This window comes from Klebsiella sp. RCJ4, from assembly GCF_009025755.1.
Lineage (GTDB): Bacteria > Pseudomonadota > Gammaproteobacteria > Enterobacterales > Enterobacteriaceae > Klebsiella > Klebsiella michiganensis.
This window is the reverse complement of sequence record NZ_WCIN01000043.1, coordinates 89,403-110,395: the sequence shown is the minus strand read 5'-3', so window position 1 is coordinate 110,395 and position 20,993 is coordinate 89,403. Positions and strand designations below refer to the sequence as shown.

The following is a 20,993-nucleotide window of genomic DNA, read 5'->3' as shown; positions in this document are numbered from 1 at the left end:
TAGGCCACGCTTATTGCGCCCGATAGAGTAGTGCCATTCGCCGCAGCGGCTACGACGACATCGGCCGCGGGCCTCCCTGGTTTATTAATCAGTACAAGGTGAGTACAGACATGGCTATCGAAAATAAAGTTGCGCTGGTGACCGGCGCCGGTCAGGGCATTGGTCGCGGTATCGCGTTGCGTCTGGCTAAAGACGGCGCGTCGCTGATGCTGGTCGACGTGAACCCGGAAGGGATTGCCGCCGTCGCCGCCGAAGTGGAAGCGCTGGGGCGCAAAGCGGCCACCTTCGTCGCTAACATCGCCGACCGCGCGCAGGTGTACGCCGCCATTGATGAAGCGGAAAAACAGCTCGGCGGCTTTGATATTATCGTGAACAACGCCGGGATCGCCCAGGTTCAGGCGCTGGCCGATGTGACGCCTGAAGAAGTGGACCGCATCATGCGCATCAACGTTCAGGGAACCCTGTGGGGCATTCAGGCGGCGGCGAAAAAATTCATCGATCGTCAGCAGAAAGGGAAAATCATCAACGCCTGCTCTATCGCCGGTCATGATGGTTTCGCGCTGCTGGGCGTCTATTCCGCCACCAAATTTGCCGTACGCGCCCTGACGCAGGCAGCGGCGAAAGAGTACGCCAGCCGCGGCATCACGGTTAACGCCTACTGTCCGGGGATTGTGGGAACCGGAATGTGGACCGAGATCGATAAGCGCTTCGCCGACATTACCGGTGCGCCGGTGGGCGAAACCTATAAAAAATACGTGGAAGGCATCGCCCTTGGCCGCGCCGAAACGCCGGACGATGTGGCAAGCCTTGTCTCTTATCTGGCAGGCCCGGACTCCGATTATGTTACCGGTCAGTCGATTCTGATCGATGGCGGTATTGTTTACCGTTAAGGGATAAACCCGGCGCAGAACGCGCCGGGTTTTTGCGGGATTACGCGTTAGCCGCGGGCTCCTGCGGCTTGTCGCTGCGGGTGTTTTCCAGCATCCGGCGAACCGGAACAATCAGCAGGCACAGCACCGCGGCGCAGATCAGCAGCGCAATGGAGCAGCGTGCGAACAGGTCAGGCAGCATATCCAGCTGATCGGCCTTCACGTGGCCGCCAATCAGGCCCGCCGCCAGGTTACCCAGGGCGCTGGCGCAGAACCACAGCCCCATCATCTGGCCGCGCATTCTTTCCGGCGCCAGCAGGGTCATGGTCGCCAGGCCAATCGGGCTAAGGCACAGCTCCCCCAGCGTCAGCATCAGAATACTGCCCACCAGCCACATCGGCGAAACGCCCGCGCCGTTGTTGCTCAGGACGTTTTGCGCCGCCAGCATCATCAGGCCAAAGCCCGCCGCCGCGCATAAAATACCGATAACAAACTTAGTGATACTGCTCGGACGGACGTTTTTGCGCGCCAGCGCAGGCCATGCCCAGCTGAATACCGGCGCCAGCAAAATAATAAACAGGGCGTTGATCGACTGGAACCACACCGCCGGGATCTCGAAGGAGCCGAGCATACGGTTGGTATAGTCGTTAGCGAACAGGTTAAACGAGGTCGGTTTCTGCTCAAACGCCGACCAGAAAAAAGCGGCGGAGATGAGCAGGATAAAGCATACCAGCAGGCGGGCGCGCTCTTTGCGGCTCAGTCCGGCGAAGACGAACAGGTAGATAAAATAGAGCACCACCGACGCCGCAATCACGTAGACCAGCACGCTGGCGACCGCCACCGGGTTAATCACGATAACGCCCTGGGCAATCAACGCGATGATAACCGCCACGCCGACCGTCAGCGCCAGCAGCCATGCGCCGACGCCGTTTCGTTTCACTACCGGGCTGTTCCAGGTGGAGTCGAGGCCGACTTCGCTGTCGTAGCGTTTCATCGCCGGAACGGCAAAGACGCGGAAGATAATCAGCGCCACCAGCATCCCGATACCGCCGATGCCGAAGCCCCAGTGCCAGCCGTGAGATTTAATCAGCCAGCCGGAGATCAGCGGGGCGATAAACGACCCCATGTTGATGCCCATATAGAACAGCGAGAAGCCGCCGTCGCGGCGCGCATCGCCTTTCTTGTACAGCGTACCGACCATCACCGAAATACAGGTTTTGAACAGGCCGGAACCGAGCACGATAAACATCAGGCCGATAAAGAACAGGCTATCCCCCATCACCGCCGACAGCGCGATGGAGAGATGGCCGAGGGCGATCAGAATCGAGCCGTACCAGACCGCCTTTTGTTGCCCGAGCCAGTTATCCGCCAGCCAGCCGCCGGGCAGCGCGGCAAGATACATGGTCCCGGCAAAGATCCCGACAATGGCCGACGCGTTCTCGCGCGCCAGCCCCATCCCGCCGTCATAGACGGTGGCCGCCATAAACAGGATCAGTAATGGTCGAATACCGTAAAACGAGAACCGTTCCCACATTTCGGTGAAAAACAGCGAACCGAGGGGGTAAGGATGACCAAAAAAGGTCCGAGTTTCATTTTTATTAACAGAGGAATGCATAACTTCTCCCAAAGATGTCCGCAGCGCTTTAACGCAGCGGAAAGCGTGTTGGCCTTTTATACACAAGGCCAATCATTCACATTTAATGTGACGTAATTTAACCATTTGATAACCTAATAATGGTCCTGTCTAGTCCCTTCCCCCAACTTTTTAGATGAAAAGTCGACAAACGTCTACTTTTACAGATTTAAAGTTGGCGAGAGAGGAAATGTGATTGACAGAGGCATTCATGACAAAAATGATACTTTTTCATTTGTTTACAATGAGTTAAGAAATCACCCTGGCAACTTCATCCCGCCAGAAAACCCGGGCGATAAAAGGGGTAAAAGCGGGAAAAAACAGCATTAATGGGGGCTTTATTGAGTAATGCCGTTTAATGACATTCTCAACGACTCAAACCAGGGGGAACTCGCGGCAGGGAATATTCCAACCTGCAGCCGGAAGAACGATCGAAGCGAGCATCCCGGCTCATTGGCCCATTGACGGAGAGGAGATATCTACAGATAGCGGATCAAAAAGACGATAAGCTCCTCAATCAGCTGTGGCTTCATGACTCTAAAAATATACTTAAACTTTTTATGCGATATTTTTACAATGCGCCATTTCGCTTTTGATGCCGTCAGCCGCAGGGTGAGCCTGACTTTCAGCGACAGGCTTTCTTCAGATACAATAATCCGCACTTTATTTCTTGCGTAGTCATATTTGAAACTAATATCAAAAAAGAAACCATCGTTTGCCACGGTGATTTTTTTGGCATCGCCAAAAGAACCCTTGGTAACTTTATTATCAGGATTTGCTTTTAGATGTGACAATATTGAGACATATAAGCACACGAATTTTATTTTAAACTCACGCCGCTGTCGCTTTATTTTCTCCTTTTCCTTCCTTAATCTTTCCAGGCTATTTGTCATCGAACTCATTTATTCTTCCTGCCATATGATTTATATCCTATATAATCACCAGCGAGGTTTTTAAGACAGGATAGCATCACGATAATTCTCCATGCGAATAATCAGACAACGCCTCAGAATGTTATTTCTGTAGCGTTCGGTAGTATCCGCTCATTATGGCTTGCATAATGACAATATATAAAATATGGTTTTTACTGTCATAACGCGATTCTGACATAAAGATTGAAATAAAATCCACTTTTTATTTCATTGGACATGTTTTTCAGAAGTTTCGCGTTACATTTTAAATGTGCGGGTACTAAGAATTATATTAGCTACGCGCATAATGTATTGAAAACTTTTAAAAATGAGGGAAACCAGCGACCCGTTTGTTCGTTGACGGATAAGCCGATGATCCCTAATGGCATAGAGGAACGTTTGAGGGGTTATACCCTTCGGGGGTATCTTTCCTGTACGCCACTATCAACGACGCTTTAATCCAGCGCGCTTTAATTGCGCTATATTCGGGAGAAGCCGTCACTTTCTCCAGCGCCGGGTTGATACGCGGCGCAATACCGAGCCCTTTACCGTAGTACTCCGGATCGGTGCGCCGCTGCCGGAACAGAACGCTAGAGGTGCGCCTCTTCATCCAGGGAGATCACCTGAATACCGGCATTACGATACGCCTGAACGTCATCGGGCAGACGATCGACCACCACGGTATCAATACGATCCGCGGCGGTAAACTGGGCAAGCGAGGTATTATTCAGCTTGCTGTAGTCGCAGACGATAATCACCTGGCTGGCGTGTTCAACCATGCCGCGTTTCGTTTCTGCCAGCATGATATCGGCCACGCAGGCGCCGTGTTTCAGCGACAGCGAATTGGCGCCCATAAACGCTTTATCGACGTTCAGGGTATCAAGAATGGAGCGTCCGTTGATCGCCACCACGCAGTGGTACCCCTTCTTCACGATCCCGCCCAGCAGAATGGTTTGAATCGAGGGGCTGGCTTCCAGCTCGCGGGCGATTTGGTAATCGTTGGTGACCACCGTGACGTTTTGTCGGTCGCGAATATTGCGCGCGATATGCAGGGTCGTCGTGCCGGTATCCAGCACGATAATGTCGCCATCCTCAACCAGCGCCGCTGCGCGCTGGCCGATCCGCTCTTTCGCGCTGAGGTTGACAATTTCACGCGCGTCCGACGCCTGTTCAAAGCTCGCCCGCGTGCGAAGAACGGCGCCGCCGTGGGTACGGGTCAGCAGTCCCTCCTCTTCCAGCTGGCGGAGATCGGCACGAATGGTGGCGCCAGATACATTAAAGACGTCACACATCTCAGAAACAGCCACTTTGCGTTTTTCCCTGAGAATACTGAGCAACTTCTCCTGTCTTTCTTCTGCAAACATTCTGCCTCTCTCTTATTTACGGCACGTTACGCGCGACGCGGCGCTGGCTTACCGTTGCTTATCAGTCGGGTCCTGCGCTCAGGGCATCCAGCCTGTCGTATAAGGCGACGGATTGTCGGTAGAGCGTATCAAAAAGCTCGCTGCAGGCGTGGTAATAATCCCGCAGACGGGGATCCGGCGAAATCAGCTTATCGAACTGCACCGTCTGCCTCACGCCGCTGGCAAAATCCGCGTACAGCCCCGCGCCAACCCCGGCGATAATACCGCATCCGGTGACGCCATTCTCCTGATTGCGCGTAGATAATATCGGAAGATTGTACGCCGCGGCTTTGATTTCAAGCCACAGCGGGCTGCGCGCGCCGCCGCCGGAAGCGATCATTTGTTGCGGATATTGCCCGCACGCCTGCAGCTGGCGCAGATTGCGCCAGGACGCAAAGGCCACCCCTTCCAGGACCGCGCGGAATAAATGACCGCGGCGATGCTTGCGCTGCAGGCCGAAGAACTGCGCCCGCGAGTTCGTGTGTTCGGCCAGACGCTCTCCCGTCAGATAGGGAAGAAAGAGCAGCCCTTCCGCACCGGCCGGCACCGCCGCCGCTTCCTGCAAAAGCTGCGGGTGGGTAATCTGGTTATCGGCAAGCGCCAGCCGCGCCCAGCGGACGGCATCGCCGCCGGCGTCGAGAATCGTAAATCCGCCCCAGGCCGCGTTAGCCAGATGAAGGTTATTGACCAGCGGGTGGCGTAACGGCCGCGGCGACACCACGGTGATCAGCGTCGACGTGCCGGTGGAGTCGGACGCCATCCCCGGCTCATATACTCCCGAGCCCAGCAGAGAGGCCGCCATGTCCGACGTACCGGCAACCACCGGGATCCCTGGCGGCAGGCCCGTCAGGCCGGCGGCGCGCGGGGTTACCTGGCCGATAATATCGCTGGAAAGTTTGAGGTCCGGTAGCTGATCGACCCGCAGGCCAAACGTTTCGCAGGCTTGCGAAGACCAGGCGCGGGTTTCGCTGTCCATCAGGAAATAGCAGGACGCCTCGCTATAGTCGGTCGCCAGAGCGCCGGTCAGCATGAAATTAATATAGTCCTTCGGCATCAATACCTTGGCGAGCTTTGGCCAGCGCTCCGGATAATGTTCACGCCACCAGGCTAATTTGAAAGCGGGCCAGGCCGCCGCGGGCGGATTATTTAAATGCGCCAGCCACGTTTCCCGCCCTTCGCGCGCGGTAAAAGCTTCCACCTGCGGCTGGCTGCGCTTGTCATTCCACAGCAGCGCCCTGTCCTCCACCAGCTCGCCGCGATCGTCCAGCAGGACGGTGCCGTGCATCTGCCCGCAGGCGCCAATAACCGCAATCTGCGCAGCCGTTTCAGGATAGCGGTAAAGCACCTCGCGTATGCAGTCGCAGGCGGCCTGCCACCATAAAGACGGGGCCTGTTCTGACCAACCCGCACGCGGCGTGGTCTGTTCATACTCTCTTTGCGCAAAGCCGACCATCGTGCCGTCAACGCGCAAAAGAGCGGCGCGGGTACTGCCAGTGCCAACATCAATCGTGAGTATTTTATCTTTCATCACTGACTCCGGTGACGTCTTAAGGCGGGCCATCAGGCCCGCGGTCTCTCAGTTTAATCGGCGTTCAGCTCGGGAAAGCGTTCCGGGTGCTGCTCCAGTTCAGCCAGCACCTTTGTGACCGCGCCATGGCTCATGCCAAAGCGGCGGACGCCAAGCTGGTACAGGGCGCGCACCGTTGCCAGATCGCGAATCCCCCCGGCGCCTTTGATATCGATTCGTCCTTTAAGCTGGTCGGCAATAATGCTGACTTTTTCCACCGTCGCGCCGGTCGGCGCCCAGCCGGTGGAGGTTTTGACCCACTTCATCCCCACCTCTACGGCGATATCGCACACGCGGCGGATCTGCTCCTCATTGAGATAGTGCGTTTCGAGGATCACCTTCGCCGGTACCGGCGCGGCGGCGTCCACCACACGGCGCAAATCTTCGCGCACATAGTCATAATCGCCGGATAACACTTTGCCGATATTCACCACCATATCCACTTCGCGGGCGCCATCGGCAATCAGCTGCCGCACTTCCTGAACCTTGGTGTCAGTCGCATGCCCGCCGCCGGGAAAGCCGACCGGCCCGCCAATCATCACCTCTCCCGTCCCCTGCTGCGGCAGCAACGTACTGAGAAAACGCGTCCAGCAGGGCAGAACGTGGACGGAAATAATGTTGTATCGGGCTGCCAGCTCGGCGCAGGCGCGAACGTCCACTTCGGTACTGGTGGCCTGGACTGCGCTCAGGTCGACTAAACGTGCAAAACGACGGGTTGTTTCATTCATGGTTTTATCCTGCTCTTTGTTTTTAGTTGCTTTCATTTAATGCTCTTAAACGGCTTAAATCCATTTAAAAACGCATCAAATGAAAATAACGTGATCAAATTAGCATTTTTTTATTTTCATTTGCTTTTAATTAGCAGACGAGAAATGAGCGATGCCCTTGATGAACGGGCGTAAACGGGCATAAACGGGCGCAAAGGCAATATTGCATTTATTTTTGTTTGTTTTTGTTTATGCCTGAATAACGGGCGAGAGAGCGAAACCGCTGCCGGATATGACGCCAAAATGCGTACGCTGTCACATTGGCCGGCGACAAAAAGGTCGCCTTCGCCGGATATTCCGGAGGTCTCAACGCCCTACGCAAGGGAAAGGTAATCTGATTATGTACTTCAGGAGAAAGCTATGTTGCCGCTGGAACGTCATCGTTTGATTGTTGAACTGCTGGGCCAACGCGGCGTGATGCGGGTGAATGAGATTGCGCAAGCGACTCAGGTCTCCAGGGAAACGATTCGCCGCGATCTGAGCGAGCTGGAACGGAAAGGGATTTTAAATCGGAGCCATGGCGGAGCGCTGGCGGCAGAGAACCCGCTGCCGGCGATCCGAGCGGCGTCGCCCGCCCTGCCGGTCGAAGATAGCCAGGGAAGCTTTCAGCAGAGAACGCTGCTGCACAGCGAAGGAAAAATGCGCGTTGCCCGCAAAGCGCTGCAGTGTCTCCAGCCGGGACAGACCATCGTCCTGGACGGCAGCAGCACCAGCTGGTTTTTGGCCCGGCAGATGCCGGAGATGGCGCTAACGGTTATCACGCCCTCTATCCGCATCTTGCAAACGCTGATGAGCAGACGCTCGTTGCATCTCGTGGGACTGGGGGGCGATTTTTCCCCGACCGAGGAGGCATTCTTCGGTGAAACCGCCTCACGAACGCTGCGCGAGTACGCCGTCGATACGCTCTTTTTCTCCTGCCAGGGGCTGGAGCGCGATAGCGGTTTATATGCGGGTACGGAAGCCCACGCCGCCCTGTTGAAACAGATGATGCTGGCCGCCCGTCAGACCGTGGCATTGGTCGACGGCAGCAAGCTGGGGCGAACAGGCGTCGCGCGGATCGGCGGATTGGGCGAGCTGGACTGTTTAATCACCGAAAAGTTTGTCGATCCGCTGCTGGAAAAAGAGATGACCTGGCATAACGTCGGGCTACAGATCGCCTGAGTACGCCGTCATGACGTGACGGTGACTACGCGCATTGTCGAAACGCTGCTTCCCGCGGCAGGGCCAGACTTTGCCTGAAATCAGCCACTACCGGAATAAAAGAGGCCTTATGCGTTATTACCTTTCTCCTTCGCTCATGTGTATGGACATGATGAAGCTGGCGGAACAGCTGCACTTTTTAAACGGCAAAGCCGACAGGCTGCACGTCGACGTGATGGACGGGCACTATGTGAAAAACCTGGCGCTATCGGCCAGCTTTGTGGCGCAGATTCGGCCCTATACGTCGCTTCCCATCGATGTCCACCTGATGGTCGAAGAGCCCGCTCCGTTTATCCCGGCGCTGATAGAAGCCGGAGCAGACGCCATTTCACTGCATCCGGAAACCATCTGCCGCGAAGCTTTTCGGGTCATCAATATGCTTCGCCAGGCGGGGAAAGAGGTGGGGATGGTGCTTAATCCCGCCACGCCGGTTGAGAGCATCCAGCACTATCTGCATCTGCTCGATAAGGTCACGGTGATGACCGTCGATCCGGGCTATGCCGGTCAGCCGTTTATTCCCGAAATGACCGCCAAAATCGCGCAGCTTCATCAGCTAAAAGAGAGCCGCAGCCTCAACTTCTTGCTGGAAGTCGACGGCTCATGCAACCGCAACACCTACCGTGAGCTGCTGGGAGCCGGGGCGCAGGTATTAGTGATGGGCAGCAGCGGTTTATTCCGCCCGGATATGCCGCTCGAGCAGGCCTGGGAAAAAATGTCCCGCGATCTGTCCGCCGCGCTGCACTCCCCCGAGCACGTATAAAGGAGCGAATGATGTCAGGAAAAGTCTGTGTTTTTGGTTCATTCAATTTCGACATGGTGGCCAGAGTGGAACGCTTCCCGGTGCCGGGCGAGTCGTTAGTGGCCTGCGGGAGCATGACCAGCGCCGGCGGAAAAGGGGCGAACCAGGCCACCGCCGCGCTAAAAGCGGGGGCGAATGTTCACTATATCGGCAAGATTGGCAATGATACCTTCGGCCATTTTGCCCGCCGTCATCTGAAGGGCGTGGGGTTTAACGCCGTGACGCTGCTGGTCGCCGAAGACGTCCCCACCGGCAATGCGCTGATTTATGTGGCCGGCAACGATGCCGAAAACATGATTGCCGTCGACCCCGGCGCGAATATGACGGTGACCGATGATGAAATCGCCGGCTGCATTCCCGCTATCGGCTGCGCGGATGTGGTGCTGGTTCAGCTGGAGAATAATCTTTCCGCCATTGAACAGGTCGTTGACGCCGCGAAAGCAGCCGGGGCCTTCGTGGTGCTCAATCCCGCCCCCTGGCAGCCCGTTGAGCACGCCTTTCTAAGCAAAGTGGATCTGCTTACGCCGAACGCCACGGAGGCCGGGTTAATGACCGGGCGCCGGGTTGACTCTCTGGCGGCCGCGGCCGAGGCCGCCGATGCGCTGCATGCTCAGGGCGCGCGCAACGTCATTATCACCCTCGGCGCAAAGGGCGCCCTGCTGAGCGAGCAGGGCGTGAAATCCCCTGTTCCGTGCTTTCCTTCTCATCCCCGCGATACCACCGGCGCGGGCGATGCCTTTAACGGCGCGCTGGCGGCGCGTCTGGCCTGCGGCGAGCCGCTGCATAGCGCGGCCCGATTTGCGGCGGCCTACGCCGCCGTCAGCGTCGAAAAGCAGGGAGCATCATCTTTACCGGATTACCAGGAGGCACGAGAACGGCTTTTACGTGCCGCCTCTGATTATGAAATGGCTTAAACCCTACTGTATAAAAACCATTAAGAGGATAGCTCAATGAGTACGCTAATCACGGATAAGGTCGATAAAGCGGCGGTCCACAATGAAAAACTGGACGCCAGCGCGTATTTACCGCACACCCCCTGGCTGCAATTTTTACTGGTCTGTTGCCTGTTTGCGCTCTGGGGGATGGCGGGCAACCTGAATGATATTTTGATCGCCCAGTTTAAAAAGGGCTTCGATTTAACGGATACCCAGACGGCGCTGGTGCAGTCGATTTTTTTCCTCGGCTACTTCTTTGTCGCCCTGCCTGCGGCGGCGCTGATTAAGCGTTATTCCTATAAAGCGGCGATTATTATTGGGCTGTGCCTGTACGCCCTCGGCTGTTTCCTGTTCGTCCCGGCCGCGCAGATCATGACCTACGGCGCGTTCCTCGCCTGCCTGGGGGTGATCGCCTGCGGACTCTCTTTTCTGGAAACCTCGGCAAACACCTACTCCAGCCTGCTGGGCCCGATCCACTCCTCCACCCAGCGCATTAACTTTTCGCAGATCTTCAACTCGCTGGGCGTGATTTCCGGCGTGCTGATTGGCCAGGTGATGGTCTTCGGCGAAAACGATCCGAGCCATGAACAGCTGCTGGCGATGCCCGCCGCCGCCGCGGACGCCGCGCGCCATCAGATGGTCGGCCAGGTGGTCGGGCCCTATCTGATTATCGGCTCCGTGCTGGTGGTGCTGGCGCTGGTGTTCGTGTTTATTAAATTCCCGTCGTGCAAGGGCACGCCCTCTCAGCAGCAGCAGCTCCCGACGGAAAGCATGGGGCCTACGCTGAAACGCCTGTTTGCCATCCCGCGCTTTCGCCTCGGGATCCTGTCGCAGTTTTTGTACGTCGGCGCCCAGGTTGGCGTATGGAGCTTCACGATTCGCTTTGTGCAGCTCGTGCAGCAGGGCACCAGCGAGCACTCCGCAACCTACTGGCTGCTGGCTTCTCTGGTGATTTACGCCGTGGGTAAAACCGTGGCCACCTGGTTGATGAACCGCCTGAATCCGGCGCTGCTGCTCGGTACCTTTGCCCTGGCCGCCACCGCCCTTTTACTGGTTGCCGTATTCAGCAGTTCAATGCTGGCGGTCTATGCGCTCATTCTGGTCAGCTTCTGTATGGCGCCATGCTGGCCGACAAACTTTGGTCTGGTCATCAAAGGGATGGGGAAAGATACCCAGACCGCAGGCTCGATCGTGGTGATGTCGATTATCGGCGGGGCCGTTATTCCGCTGGTGATGGGCATTATCTCGGATATGAACGGCGGCAATATGCAAATCGCCTTTATCGCCCCACTTGTGTGCTTTGTGTATGTCGCTTTCTACGGTTTCTGGTGCGTGCGTAAGGGGGTATAACATGCGCGAACTGATCAACACGATTGCTCATATTGGCTATCAGGTCAGCGACTTAACGCGTTCGCTAGCCTTCTATGAACCGCTGGGCTTTCAGCGCCAGCAGCGGTTTAGCAAACCGTCGCCGCAGGGCGCTATTGAAGTCGCGTTTCTTGAAATGGCGGGCGCCGTCCTCGAGCTGTACCAGCTTCCCGAAGGAACGCCTTTTGACGCCCCTCGCTGCGGTATCGATCATCTGGCGCTGGAAGTCAGCGACCTGGATGCGGTGCAGCAGCGGCTGGCGGCGCTCGGTTATCCGCTCGATGAAGGGCCGATTGAAGAAGAAAATGTGCGCTTCCTGCTTATTCGCGGCCCCGATGGCGAACGGCTCGAGTTCGATTCCTTTAAGCGCTAAGCGGCCGGCCTGATCCCCTTCTCCCTTTTAGGCCCGGTTAACACGGGTCTAAAAGCGGGCTTCCTCAGGCTTTACAAAAGCCTGCCTGCTTCCAGATTTTCGCCCCCCCCACCCGACCTCTCCTGCCTATTGTGCAATGTTACAAAATTGCTTCTGTTTTGTTGATTTTCTATTGTGAGCCATTCGGCAATTTCCTCTTCTGAATTTCCCCAGACTACTTCCAGTCAATACGCAATATCAGGAGAGACAAATGAGCAGCACCTCCGCCGACTTCCAGAATCTGTACCAGGCCCTGAGACACAGCGCCGCCCGCAGCCCGGATGCCCTGGCGCTGGCGTTTGAGGATCGGCGCTATCTGTACCGCGATTTTCACCTGCGGGTACAGCGAGCGATGGCGCAGCTTGACCAGGTCTGGTCGCTGCGCAAAGGCGATCGAATCCTGCTGGCCTGGGGGAATCATCCCGCATTTTGCGAAGTCCTTTTTGCCGCGCTTGGTCTGGGCATCGAAGTGGTGCCTTTCAGCACGAAGCTTAAGCAGGCCGAAAGCGAGGAGCTGGTGGGCCATATCGCCCCGCGGGTCGTACTGTTCGATGCGACCGTGCAGGACTGGCTGAAAAACACCCCCGACGCGCGCGCGGTTTCGCTCAGCGAATGGCAGGCGCTCCCCCTTCCCGAACCGCTGACCCGCCAGCCGGTCCCGGTTAACCGCGACGATACGGCGGTGATGATGTTCACCTCCGGTACCACCGGAGAGCCGAAAGGGGCGATTATCACGCACAATAACCTGCTCTGCGCGATTGACGCCTATACGCAAAAACTGAATCTCACCGCCGCGGATAGCACCATTCTGGCGGTACCTATCTATCACATCACCGGCCTGTCGGCGCTGCTGGCACTGTTTATTAGCCTCGGCGCGAGCATCTGGCTGCAGCACCGATTCAACGCCCCGCAGGTGATCGGCACCCTGCGCGAACAGAACATTACCTTTCTGCACGGCTCGCCAACCATCTTTATCCTTCTCTGCCAGGCGGCACGCGAGCAGAGCGCCAGTCATCCTGGCGATTTCCCCGCGTTACGCACGATTGCCTGCGGCGCGGGCCACCTGAGCGATGGACTGATCAACGAGTTAAAAACGCTGTTCCCGCATACGGCGATTCAGCCGATCTACGGGCTCACCGAAACGACCTCACCCGCGACGATTTTTCCGGGCGACGTCTGGGGCAGCGATAAATGCGGCAGTTCGGGCCAGGCGATCCCCGGCCTCGCCATTACGATCCGCAACGATCGCCAGCAGCTCCTCCCCGCCGGGCAAATCGGGCATATCTGGCTAAAAGGCGACGTGGTGATCCGCGAGTACTGGCAGCACAGCGAACGACGCCCGAGCTGCGATGCGCAGGGCTGGTTTTGTACCGGCGACCTGGGCTATCTCGACGATGAAGGCTGGTTGTACATAAAAGACCGCAGCAAGGACATGATCAATCGCGGCGGAGAGAAGATTTACTCGCTGGAGCTGGAAAACATTCTCTCTACCTATCGGGGAGTGCGGGAAGTTGCCGTCATCCCGACCCCCAGCCCGATCTATGGCGAAGAGCCGGTGGCGTTTATCGTGCCGGACGGCCAGCACCACCTGACCAGCGAAGAGATCCTCGGCTGGCTGAAGGTCAAAATCGCCCGCTTTAAGCTGCCGGCGCGCATTATTTTCACCCGCGTTTTACCGCGCACCCATAACGGAAAAGTGAGCAAACAACAGCTCAAAACGCGCCTCGCGGAATCCATCATCACGCTATCAACGGAGGATAAAAAGTGAGCAGCAAATTTATCGACGCCCATCAAGCGGCCCAGCGGGTCGCCAGCGGCGACACCGTCTGCACCGTCGGGATGACGCTTATCGGCGCGGCGGAGTCCATTTTAAGCGCTATCGAAGCGCGCTTTCTGACCGCGGGCGAACCGCGCGACCTGACGCTGCTGCATGCCGCCGGGCAAAGCGATCGCCAGCGCGGCATCCAGCACTTCGCTCACCCGGGTATGGTAACGCGGCTTATCGGCTCGCACTGGGGCCTGGCGCCGCGCTGGATGGCGATGATCAACAACAACGAAGTGGAAGCCTGGTGCCTGCCGCAGGGGCAGATCGTCCATCTCTATAGCGCGATGGCCGCCGGGCTTACCGGGCGGCTTTCCCCCGTCGGGCTCGGTACCTTTGTCGATCCGCGCATGGAAGGCGGGCGGATGAACGCCCGCACCCGCGAACGGCCCGATCTGATCGAGCACGTGACGTTTCGCGGCGACGAATATCTGTTCTACCCGGCCATTCCTCTGGACGTGGTCATTGTGCGCGGCACCCATGCTGATGAAGAGGGCAACCTCACGACCGATGAAGAGGTGATGAAGCTGGAAGTTCTGCACGCGGTTCTCGCCGCCAGACGCTATGGGGCGCAGGTGCTGGCGCAGGTGAAATATCGCGTGGCGAAAGGCTCGCTGCATCCGAAAAGCATCATCGTTCCCGGCAACCTGATCGACGCCATTGTGGTATGCGAAGAGCCGCAGATGGATCACCGCCAGACCTCCAGCTGGGACTTCGATCCGGCGCTGTGCGGCGATATCCAGCTGCCCGCCGCGCAGAACGCGCCGCTGCCGCTCGACCTACGCAAGCTTATCGGGCGGATTGCCTGCCGCTATCTGACGCCCGGCTGCGTCATCAATCTCGGCACCGGCATTCCTAACGACGTTATTGGCGCCATCATTCACGAAGAACGGATTGGCGAGCAGGTCACCATCACCGTGGAATCGGGGATCTACGGCGGGCAGCAGGCGGGCGGCGTTGATTTCGGCATCGGTCGTAACCTGAGCGCGATGATAAGCCACCAGGATCAAATGCTCTATTACAACGGCGCGGGGGTCGATATCACCTTTATGGGCGCCGGCGAGATGGACCCGCACGGCCACGTCAACGCCACGCGGCTCGGCGCATCCTGCCCCGGCGCGGGCGGTTTTATCGATATCACCCAGAATGCCCGCCACGTCGTGTTCTGCTCCTCTTTTACCGCCAAAGGGCTGGAGATCGCCTGTGAACAAGGGGCCCTGCATATCCGCCGCGAAGGCGAGGTACGCAAATTCGTCGCCGGGGTGAATCAGGTTTCCTACAACGGCGAGCTGGCCCGCGCCAAAGGACAAACCATGCATTACGTCACCGAACGGGCGGTTTTCGAACTGCGCCCGGAGGGGCCGGTGCTGACGGAAATCGCCCCCGGTATCGATCTTGAGCGCGACATCCTGGCGCATATGGATTTTCGTCCGGCGATCGCCGCGGATCTTCAGGTTATGGACAGCCGCTTGTTCACCCCGCAGCCTTGCGGCCTCGCGGAACATCTGTCCCGGAATTCATCCTCTGACTCATAAGGAAATTAGCTATGAAACTTGCCAGTAAAACCGCCATTGTTACCGGCGCCGCGCGCGGTATCGGCTTTGGCATTGCCCAGGTGCTTGCGCGGGAAGGCGCGCGCGTGATCATCGCCGATCGCGACACGCACGGCGAAGCCGCCGCCGCGTCCCTGCGCGAATCGGGCGCACAGGCGCTGTTTATCAGCTGCAATATCGGTGAAAAAGCGCAGGTCGAAGCGCTGTTTTCCCAGGCCGAAGAGGCGTTTGGCCCGGTGGATATTGTGGTGAATAACGCCGGAATCAACCGCGACGCCATGCTGCACAAACTCTCCGAAGCGGACTGGGACACGGTGATCGATGTCAATCTGAAGGGCACTTTTCTCTGTATGCAGCAGGCCGCCATCCGCATGCGCGAGCGCGGCGCGGGCCGCATTATCAATATCGCTTCCGCCAGCTGGCTTGGCAACGTCGGGCAAACCAACTATTCGGCGTCAAAAGCCGGCGTGGTGGGGATGACCAAAACCGCCTGCCGCGAACTGGCGAAGAAAGGCGTCACGGTTAACGCCATCTGCCCGGGCTTTATCGATACCGATATGACGCGCGGCGTCCCGGAAAACGTCTGGCAAATCATGATTAACAAGATCCCTGCGGGCTACGCCGGGGAGGCGAAAGACGTTGGCGAGTGCGTGGCGTTTCTGGCGTCCGACGGCGCGCGCTATATCAACGGGGAAGTGATTAACGTCGGCGGCGGCATGGTGCTGTAAGGAGAAAAACGATGACACAGGCTAATGATATTGTGGTTGTCAGCGGCGTTCGTACCGCTATTGGCACGTTTAACGGCAGTCTTAAGCATACCCACCAGCACGATCTCGGGGCAGCGGTTATTCGCGAAGCGATCGCCCGCGCCGGGCTTGCGCCGCAGGATATCGATGAAACGATCGTCGGCAACGTCGGGCAAATCGCCGAAAGCGGTTTTATCGCCCGCATCTGCCAGCTGCGGGCGGGGATCCCGCAGGAGAGCACCGCGTATTCGGTTAACCGCCAGTGCGGCTCCGGGCTTCAGGCCCTGGCGGACGGCATGATGCAGCTGCAAAGCGGCCAGGCCGAGGTGGTCGTCGCCTGCGGAACGGAAAATATGACCCAGTTGCCCTACTACCTGCGCAAAGCGCGCGATGGCTATCGCATGGGCCACGGCGAGCTGGAAGATGGACTGATCTCCATCCTTACCTGGCCAGAAGGGCCTTATCACAACGGCATCACGGCGGAAAACGTCGCGCAACGCTTCGGTATTACCCGCGAAGCGATGGACGATTTCGCCTGGTCGAGCCAGCAGAAGGCGCTGAAGGCGATCGCTGAGGATCGCTTCCGCGAGCAGATTCTGGCCCTTGAGGTGCCGGACGGCAAAAAAGCGACCCGCCTGTTCGCGACCGATGAACACCCGCGCGACACCCCGCGCGAAAAGCTCGCCGCGCTGCGTCCGGCATTTAAAGCCGACGGCGTGGTGACGGCGGCCAACTCCTCCGGCATTAACGACGGCGCGGCCGCGCTGGTGATGATGACCCGCCAGCAGGCGGAACAGCGCGGCTTAACCCCGCGCATGCGGATTCGCGGCTGGGCGGTCGCCGGCTGCGGCGCGGAGATTATGGGGTTTGGCCCCTCTCCCGCTACCCGACGCCTGATGGACCGTCTCAATATGGATGTTCACGCCATCGATTTAATTGAACTCAATGAGGCCTTCGCCGCCCAGGCGCTGGCGGTGATGAACGATCTGCGTCTCGATCCAGCCCGCGTTAACGTCAACGGCGGCGCGATCGCCCTCGGCCACCCGGTGGGCGCCAGCGGTGCGATCCTGCCGGTCAAACTGATGTATGAAATGGCGCGCAGCGGCGCGCGCACCGGTCTGGTCACCATGTGCATCGGCGGCGGCCAGGGGATTTCTATGCTGTTCGAGCGCGAAGGCGCTTAGGAAAAGACGGCCCGAAGTGGGGCTTCGGGCCGGGCGTCGTTCGGGTCAGCACCCGGCGACAACCTGTGAGCTGACGAACGGGATCGACGCGATCCCGGCAAGGCTTCTGACCACGAATACGGGGAAATAATAACCATGTCCGCAATAAATGAAAAGGCGGTAAACGGGGCGCAGCTACAGCGCACCCATAAAAAGATCTACCGCCATTTGATGCCGCTGCTTATCGTGGCGTACATCATCAGCTTTATTGATCGTACCAATATTGGCATGGCGAAAGCGACCATGTCGGTGGATATCGGCCTTTCCGCAACCGCATTCGGCCTCGGGGCCGGGTTGTTTTTTCTCACCTACGCGGTGCTGGAGATCCCCAGCAACCTGTTTTTAACCCGGATTGGCGCACGGCGCTGGATCGCCCGCATCATGATCACCTGGGGGATCATCTCCTGCGGCATGGCGTTTGTCACCGGGCCTACGTCCTTTTACGTGATGCGCCTTTTGCTCGGCGCCGCCGAAGCAGGGCTCTATCCGGGCATTATTTACTACCTGACCCTCTGGTTTGGCCGCGAAGAGCGCGCTAAAGCCACCGGTCTGTTCCTGCTGGGAGTCTGCCTGGCCAATATTATCGGCGCGCCGCTGGGCGGATTGTTATTAAGCCTTGATGGAATGTCCGGCTGGCACGGCTGGCAGTGGATGTTCTTTATCGAAGGGCTGCCCGCGATAGCGCTGGCGTTCGTCGTCTGGCGCAGGCTGCCGGATAAACCTGCCGACGCCCGCTGGCTGGACAGCAACGACGTGGAGGCAATCAACGCGGTGCTGGAGAAAGAAGCCGAGGAGACGCGCCATACGCCGAGCCGTTTTTCCCTGAAAACCGCGCTCACCACCCGGGTGTTTTTGTTACTGGTGCTGATTTACTTTACTCACCAGTTTTCGGTTTACGGCCTGAGTTATTTCCTGCCGGGGATCATCGGTAGCTGGGGCCAGCTTACCCCGCTGCAGATCGGTCTGCTGACCGCCATCCCGTGGATCGCAGCCGCCGCTGGCGGGATCCTGCTGCCGCGCTTCGCCCGGACGGAGCAGCGTTCGCGCAGCATGCTGATGGCCGGATATCTGGTCATGGCGACCGGCATGGCGATTGGCGCGATTGCGGGCCACGGCGTGGCGCTGCTTGGCTTCTCGCTGGCCGCTTTCATGTTCTTCGCCATGCAATCCATCATCTTTAACTGGCTCCCCTCGATCATGAGCGGGCATATGCTGGCGGGCAGCTTCGGCCTGCTTAACTGCCTCGGGCTGTGCGGCGGCTTTCTCGGGCCGTTTATTCTCGGCGCGTTTGAGGACCGCACCGGCGCGGCAACGTCCGGCTTATGGTTCGCCGTCGCGCTACTGATCGTCGGCGCGCTGGTGTCTCTGTTCATCAAAAGTTCGTCATCCCCCGGCAGTGCATCGGCAAAACAAGCCGACGGCGAAAAAGCTTAATCAGGAGGTTCTTATGCGCATCGAAGTCTTACTGGATTTAAAAACTCGACTCGGCGAAAGCCCGGTCTGGGATGTCGAACAGCAGCGTCTTTGGTGGGTGGACAGCCTCGACGGGCGCCTGTTCGCCTGTAACGCGCAGGGCGGCGCGATTAAGAGCTGGGACGTGCGGCAGAAAATTGGCTCGTTCGCCCTGCGCCAGAACGGCGAAGGCGCGGTGGTGGCGCTAGAGAATGGCGTGCATCTGCTCGACTTCGCCAGCGGCGAGCTGACGCTACTGCACCATCCGGAAGCGGACCGACCCTTTAACCGGCTCAACGACGGCAAAGTCGATCGTCAGGGACGTTTTCTGTTTGGATCGATGGATATGCGTGAAGAGGAGCCGAGCGGCGCGCTATATCGCCTGGACGCCGATCTGTCGCTGCACGTGCTGAAGAAAAATATCATCGTCTCTAACGCCCCGTGCTGGAGCCCCTCCGGCGAGACGTTCTATTTTGCCGATACCTGGACGGGCGAAATCTGCGCCTGGGACTACAACACCGCGACCGGCGATCTCTCCGGAGAACGAGTCTTTTGCCGTGTCGATCGCAGCGAAGGCGGCGCGGCGGATGGCGCCACCGTGGACAGCGAAGGCTATCTGTGGAACGCGCTGGTCTACGCGGGCAAGCTGGTGCGCTACACGCCGGAGGGCAAGGTCGATCGCATCATTGAGATGCCGGTGAAAAAAGTGACCAGCGTCATGTTCGGCGGCGAAAACCTCGACGTGCTGTACGTCACCTCAATGGCGCAGCCGCCCCTCCCGCGCTTCCCGGAAGATAATCAGCTGCGCGGCAGCCTGTTCGCCCTATACGACCTGGGCGTGACCGGCGTAGCGGAACGGCGTTTTGCCGGCTAAGCCAACCTCCGGCTCGCCGCGATAACAATAATACCCGGCGAACTGACTCTGACCCTGACACCAGGCGGCGCGCATCATGCTGTCGCGACGCCGCGGAGTAAACACGACTATGACAACAATCAATCACACACCTGCCAGCGAACAAGGTGGAAAAAAGCGGCTGATACATCGTTTCTCCTGGGTTTCGCTGCTGGTTTGCTGGCTAATCTGGGTGCTTAACGCCTACGATCGCGAGATGATCCTGCGCCTTGGCCCGGTCATCTCTAAAGAGTTTTCGCTCTCGCCGGAACAGTGGGGCAACGTCGTCGCCCTGATTATGGTTGCCCTTGCGGTGCTGGATATCCCCGGCTCCATCTGGAGCGATCGCTACGGTTCAGGCTGGAAGCGAGCGCGCTTTCAGGTACCGCTGGTGCTGGGCTATACCGCCCTCTCTTTTCTTTCCGGAATTAAAGCGATCAGCCACGGGCTGACGGCTTTTGTGCTGCTGCGCGTTGGCGTCAACCTCGGGGCCGGCTGGGGCGAGCCCGTCGGCGTCAGCAACACCGCAGAGTGGTGGCCGAAAGAGAAACGCGGCTTCGCGCTGGGGGTGCATCATACCGGCTATCCGATTGGCGCGCTGCTGAGCGGCGTGGTGGCAAGTCTGGTGCTTTCCGCATTTGGCGAAGGCAGCTGGCGCTACTGCTTCCTGCTGGCGCTGATCGTCGCCATCCCGCTGATGATTTTCTGGGCGAAATATTCCACCGCCGATCGCATCAACACGCTTTATCTGCATATCGATAGCCAGGGGATGACGCGCCCGGCGACCCAGGAAAGCAGCCATGTTGCCAAAGGCGAAGGGATGAAGACCTTTTTACGCACCCTGCGCAACCGCAATATTTCGCTAACGGCGGGCAATACCCTGCTGACGCAAATTGTCTATATGGGCATTAACGTTGTGCTGCCGCCGTATCTTTATCACGTCTCCGGCCTGTCGCTGGCGGCATCCGCCGGGCTAAGTATTATCTTCACGCTTACCGGTACCCTGGGCCAGATAATTTGGCCCTGGCTGTCCGATAGCTTTGGCCGTAAACGTACTCTGATCGTCTGCGGTCTGTGGATGAGTATCGGCATTGCGCTGTTCTATTTCGCCACCAATATGCCGCGCCTTATCGCCATTCAGCTATTTTTTGGCCTGGTGGCCAACGCCGTGTGGCCTATCTACTACGCCATGGCTTCGGACTCCGCCGAAGAACGCGCCACCTCTACCGCCAACGGCATTATCACCACGGCGATGTTTATCGGCGGCGGCATTTCGCCATTGCTTATGGGCTGGCTCATCCAGTTCGGTGGGGGGTGGGAAAATCCGGCGGGTTATATCTACGCCTTCTTTACCATGGCGGGATGCGCGCTGCTGGGGATGTTATTGCAGCTCATGACCACCGATAAAACGCCGCGCAAAGCGCATTAACGCAGGAGAACG

19 protein-coding genes are annotated in these 20,993 nt (G+C 58.2%); 13 read left to right on the top strand and 6 right to left on the bottom strand.

The genetic code is table 11. The features are described from left to right. Positions 1-110: 110 nt before the first annotated feature. Positions 111-890 carry an acetoin reductase gene (locus F8562_RS23390; protein WP_014226712.1) on the top strand — a complete coding sequence of 260 codons (780 nt, stop codon included), beginning with the start codon at positions 111-113 and terminating at the stop codon, positions 888-890. 40 nt (positions 891-930) lie between these two features. On the opposite strand, the gene F8562_RS23385 is transcribed toward F8562_RS23390, so the two are convergent. The 6 genes from F8562_RS23385 to deoC form a co-directional block, all read right to left on the bottom strand. After that, complete coding sequence (locus F8562_RS23385) at positions 931-2,484, bottom strand: peptide MFS transporter (protein WP_004124798.1); 1,554 nt, start codon at positions 2,482-2,484, stop codon at positions 931-933. Positions 2,485-2,981: 497 nt separating this feature from the next. Continuing rightward, the gene (locus tag F8562_RS23380; RefSeq protein WP_014226713.1) at positions 2,982-3,404 is read right to left on the bottom strand and encodes a hypothetical protein; all 423 of its coding nucleotides are present in this window, start codon (positions 3,402-3,404) and stop codon (positions 2,982-2,984) included. 388 nt (positions 3,405-3,792) lie between these two features. Continuing rightward, entirely contained in the window at positions 3,793-4,023 is a 231-nt protein-coding gene (locus F8562_RS29805) for a hypothetical protein (protein WP_014839463.1), read from the bottom strand. Beyond that, a complete protein-coding gene (locus F8562_RS23370; protein WP_009654966.1) occupies positions 4,004-4,777 on the bottom strand; it encodes a DeoR/GlpR family DNA-binding transcription regulator in 774 nt (257 codons plus the stop codon). Before F8562_RS23370 ends, F8562_RS29805 begins: the two co-directional genes overlap by 20 nt. Positions 4,778-4,838: 61 nt before the next feature. Next, complete coding sequence (locus F8562_RS23365; protein WP_014839465.1) at positions 4,839-6,344, bottom strand: xylulokinase; 1,506 nt, start codon at positions 6,342-6,344, stop codon at positions 4,839-4,841. Positions 6,345-6,397: 53 nt separating this feature from the next. Next, positions 6,398-7,147, bottom strand: a complete 750-nt coding sequence (gene deoC, locus F8562_RS23360) for a deoxyribose-phosphate aldolase (protein WP_014839466.1) — start codon at positions 7,145-7,147, stop codon at positions 6,398-6,400. 363 nt (positions 7,148-7,510) lie between these two features. Between deoC and F8562_RS23355 the strand changes: the two genes are divergently transcribed. From F8562_RS23355 to F8562_RS23300, 12 genes are all read left to right on the top strand, one after another. Further along, complete coding sequence (locus tag F8562_RS23355) at positions 7,511-8,311, top strand: DeoR/GlpR family DNA-binding transcription regulator (RefSeq protein WP_014839468.1); 801 nt, start codon at positions 7,511-7,513, stop codon at positions 8,309-8,311. A gap of 109 nt (positions 8,312-8,420) precedes the next feature. Next, complete coding sequence (gene alsE, locus F8562_RS23350; RefSeq protein ID WP_014839469.1) at positions 8,421-9,110, top strand: D-allulose 6-phosphate 3-epimerase; 690 nt, start codon at positions 8,421-8,423, stop codon at positions 9,108-9,110. 11 nt (positions 9,111-9,121) lie between these two features. Then, complete coding sequence (locus F8562_RS23345; protein WP_014839470.1) at positions 9,122-10,063, top strand: ribokinase; 942 nt, start codon at positions 9,122-9,124, stop codon at positions 10,061-10,063. A gap of 36 nt (positions 10,064-10,099) precedes the next feature. After that, entirely contained in the window at positions 10,100-11,434 is a 1,335-nt protein-coding gene (gene fucP, locus F8562_RS23340; RefSeq protein ID WP_014839471.1) for an L-fucose:H+ symporter permease, read from the top strand. Between the two features lies 1 nt (position 11,435). Next, positions 11,436-11,825, top strand: a complete 390-nt coding sequence (locus tag F8562_RS23335) for a VOC family protein (protein ID WP_014839472.1) — start codon at positions 11,436-11,438, stop codon at positions 11,823-11,825. Positions 11,826-12,075: 250 nt separating this feature from the next. Further along, entirely contained in the window at positions 12,076-13,632 is a 1,557-nt protein-coding gene (locus tag F8562_RS23330) for a class I adenylate-forming enzyme family protein (RefSeq protein WP_014226721.1), read from the top strand. After that, positions 13,629-15,221 (top strand): acyl CoA:acetate/3-ketoacid CoA transferase, encoded by a 1,593-nt coding sequence (locus F8562_RS23325; protein ID WP_014839473.1) that lies wholly within the window; start codon positions 13,629-13,631, stop codon positions 15,219-15,221. Before F8562_RS23330 ends, F8562_RS23325 begins: the two co-directional genes overlap by 4 nt. An 11-nt stretch (positions 15,222-15,232) precedes the next feature. Then, a complete protein-coding gene (fabG, locus tag F8562_RS23320; RefSeq protein WP_014839474.1) occupies positions 15,233-15,967 on the top strand; it encodes a 3-oxoacyl-ACP reductase FabG in 735 nt (244 codons plus the stop codon). A gap of 11 nt (positions 15,968-15,978) precedes the next feature. After that, complete coding sequence (locus F8562_RS23315; protein WP_004105426.1) at positions 15,979-17,169, top strand: thiolase family protein; 1,191 nt, start codon at positions 15,979-15,981, stop codon at positions 17,167-17,169. 135 nt (positions 17,170-17,304) lie between these two features. Continuing rightward, positions 17,305-18,642: an MFS transporter gene (locus tag F8562_RS23310; RefSeq protein ID WP_088167864.1), complete on the top strand. Its 1,338-nt coding sequence runs from the start codon at positions 17,305-17,307 to the stop codon at positions 18,640-18,642. Between the two features lie 13 nt (positions 18,643-18,655). Beyond that, positions 18,656-19,534, top strand: coding sequence for an SMP-30/gluconolactonase/LRE family protein (locus F8562_RS23305; protein ID WP_014226726.1), 879 nt, complete (start codon positions 18,656-18,658; stop codon positions 19,532-19,534). A gap of 76 nt (positions 19,535-19,610) precedes the next feature. Next, entirely contained in the window at positions 19,611-20,981 is a 1,371-nt protein-coding gene (locus F8562_RS23300; RefSeq protein WP_179294844.1) for an MFS transporter, read from the top strand. Positions 20,982-20,993: the final 12 nt, after the last annotated feature.

What these genes read in the sequence shown, in the direction of transcription:
- F8562_RS23390 (WP_014226712.1), top strand. Translation starts at nt 111, where the DNA reads ATGGCTATCGAAAATAAAGTTGCGCTGGTGACCGGCGCCGGTCAGGGC.
- F8562_RS23385 (WP_004124798.1), bottom strand. Translation starts at nt 2,484, where the DNA reads ATGCATTCCTCTGTTAATAAAAATGAAACTCGGACCTTTTTTGGTCAT.
- F8562_RS23380 (WP_014226713.1), bottom strand. Translation starts at nt 3,404, where the DNA reads ATGAGTTCGATGACAAATAGCCTGGAAAGATTAAGGAAGGAAAAGGAG.
- F8562_RS29805 (WP_014839463.1), bottom strand. Translation starts at nt 4,023, where the DNA reads ATGAAGAGGCGCACCTCTAGCGTTCTGTTCCGGCAGCGGCGCACCGAT.
- F8562_RS23370 (WP_009654966.1), bottom strand. Translation starts at nt 4,777, where the DNA reads ATGTTTGCAGAAGAAAGACAGGAGAAGTTGCTCAGTATTCTCAGGGAA.
- F8562_RS23365 (WP_014839465.1), bottom strand. Translation starts at nt 6,344, where the DNA reads ATGAAAGATAAAATACTCACGATTGATGTTGGCACTGGCAGTACCCGC.
- deoC (WP_014839466.1), bottom strand. Translation starts at nt 7,147, where the DNA reads ATGAAAGCAACTAAAAACAAAGAGCAGGATAAAACCATGAATGAAACA.
- F8562_RS23355 (WP_014839468.1), top strand. Translation starts at nt 7,511, where the DNA reads ATGTTGCCGCTGGAACGTCATCGTTTGATTGTTGAACTGCTGGGCCAA.
- alsE (WP_014839469.1), top strand. Translation starts at nt 8,421, where the DNA reads ATGCGTTATTACCTTTCTCCTTCGCTCATGTGTATGGACATGATGAAG.
- F8562_RS23345 (WP_014839470.1), top strand. Translation starts at nt 9,122, where the DNA reads ATGTCAGGAAAAGTCTGTGTTTTTGGTTCATTCAATTTCGACATGGTG.
- fucP (WP_014839471.1), top strand. Translation starts at nt 10,100, where the DNA reads ATGAGTACGCTAATCACGGATAAGGTCGATAAAGCGGCGGTCCACAAT.
- F8562_RS23335 (WP_014839472.1), top strand. Translation starts at nt 11,436, where the DNA reads ATGCGCGAACTGATCAACACGATTGCTCATATTGGCTATCAGGTCAGC.
- F8562_RS23330 (WP_014226721.1), top strand. Translation starts at nt 12,076, where the DNA reads ATGAGCAGCACCTCCGCCGACTTCCAGAATCTGTACCAGGCCCTGAGA.
- fabG (WP_014839474.1), top strand. Translation starts at nt 15,233, where the DNA reads ATGAAACTTGCCAGTAAAACCGCCATTGTTACCGGCGCCGCGCGCGGT.
- F8562_RS23315 (WP_004105426.1), top strand. Translation starts at nt 15,979, where the DNA reads ATGACACAGGCTAATGATATTGTGGTTGTCAGCGGCGTTCGTACCGCT.
- F8562_RS23310 (WP_088167864.1), top strand. Translation starts at nt 17,305, where the DNA reads ATGTCCGCAATAAATGAAAAGGCGGTAAACGGGGCGCAGCTACAGCGC.
- F8562_RS23305 (WP_014226726.1), top strand. Translation starts at nt 18,656, where the DNA reads ATGCGCATCGAAGTCTTACTGGATTTAAAAACTCGACTCGGCGAAAGC.
- F8562_RS23300 (WP_179294844.1), top strand. Translation starts at nt 19,611, where the DNA reads ATGCTGTCGCGACGCCGCGGAGTAAACACGACTATGACAACAATCAAT.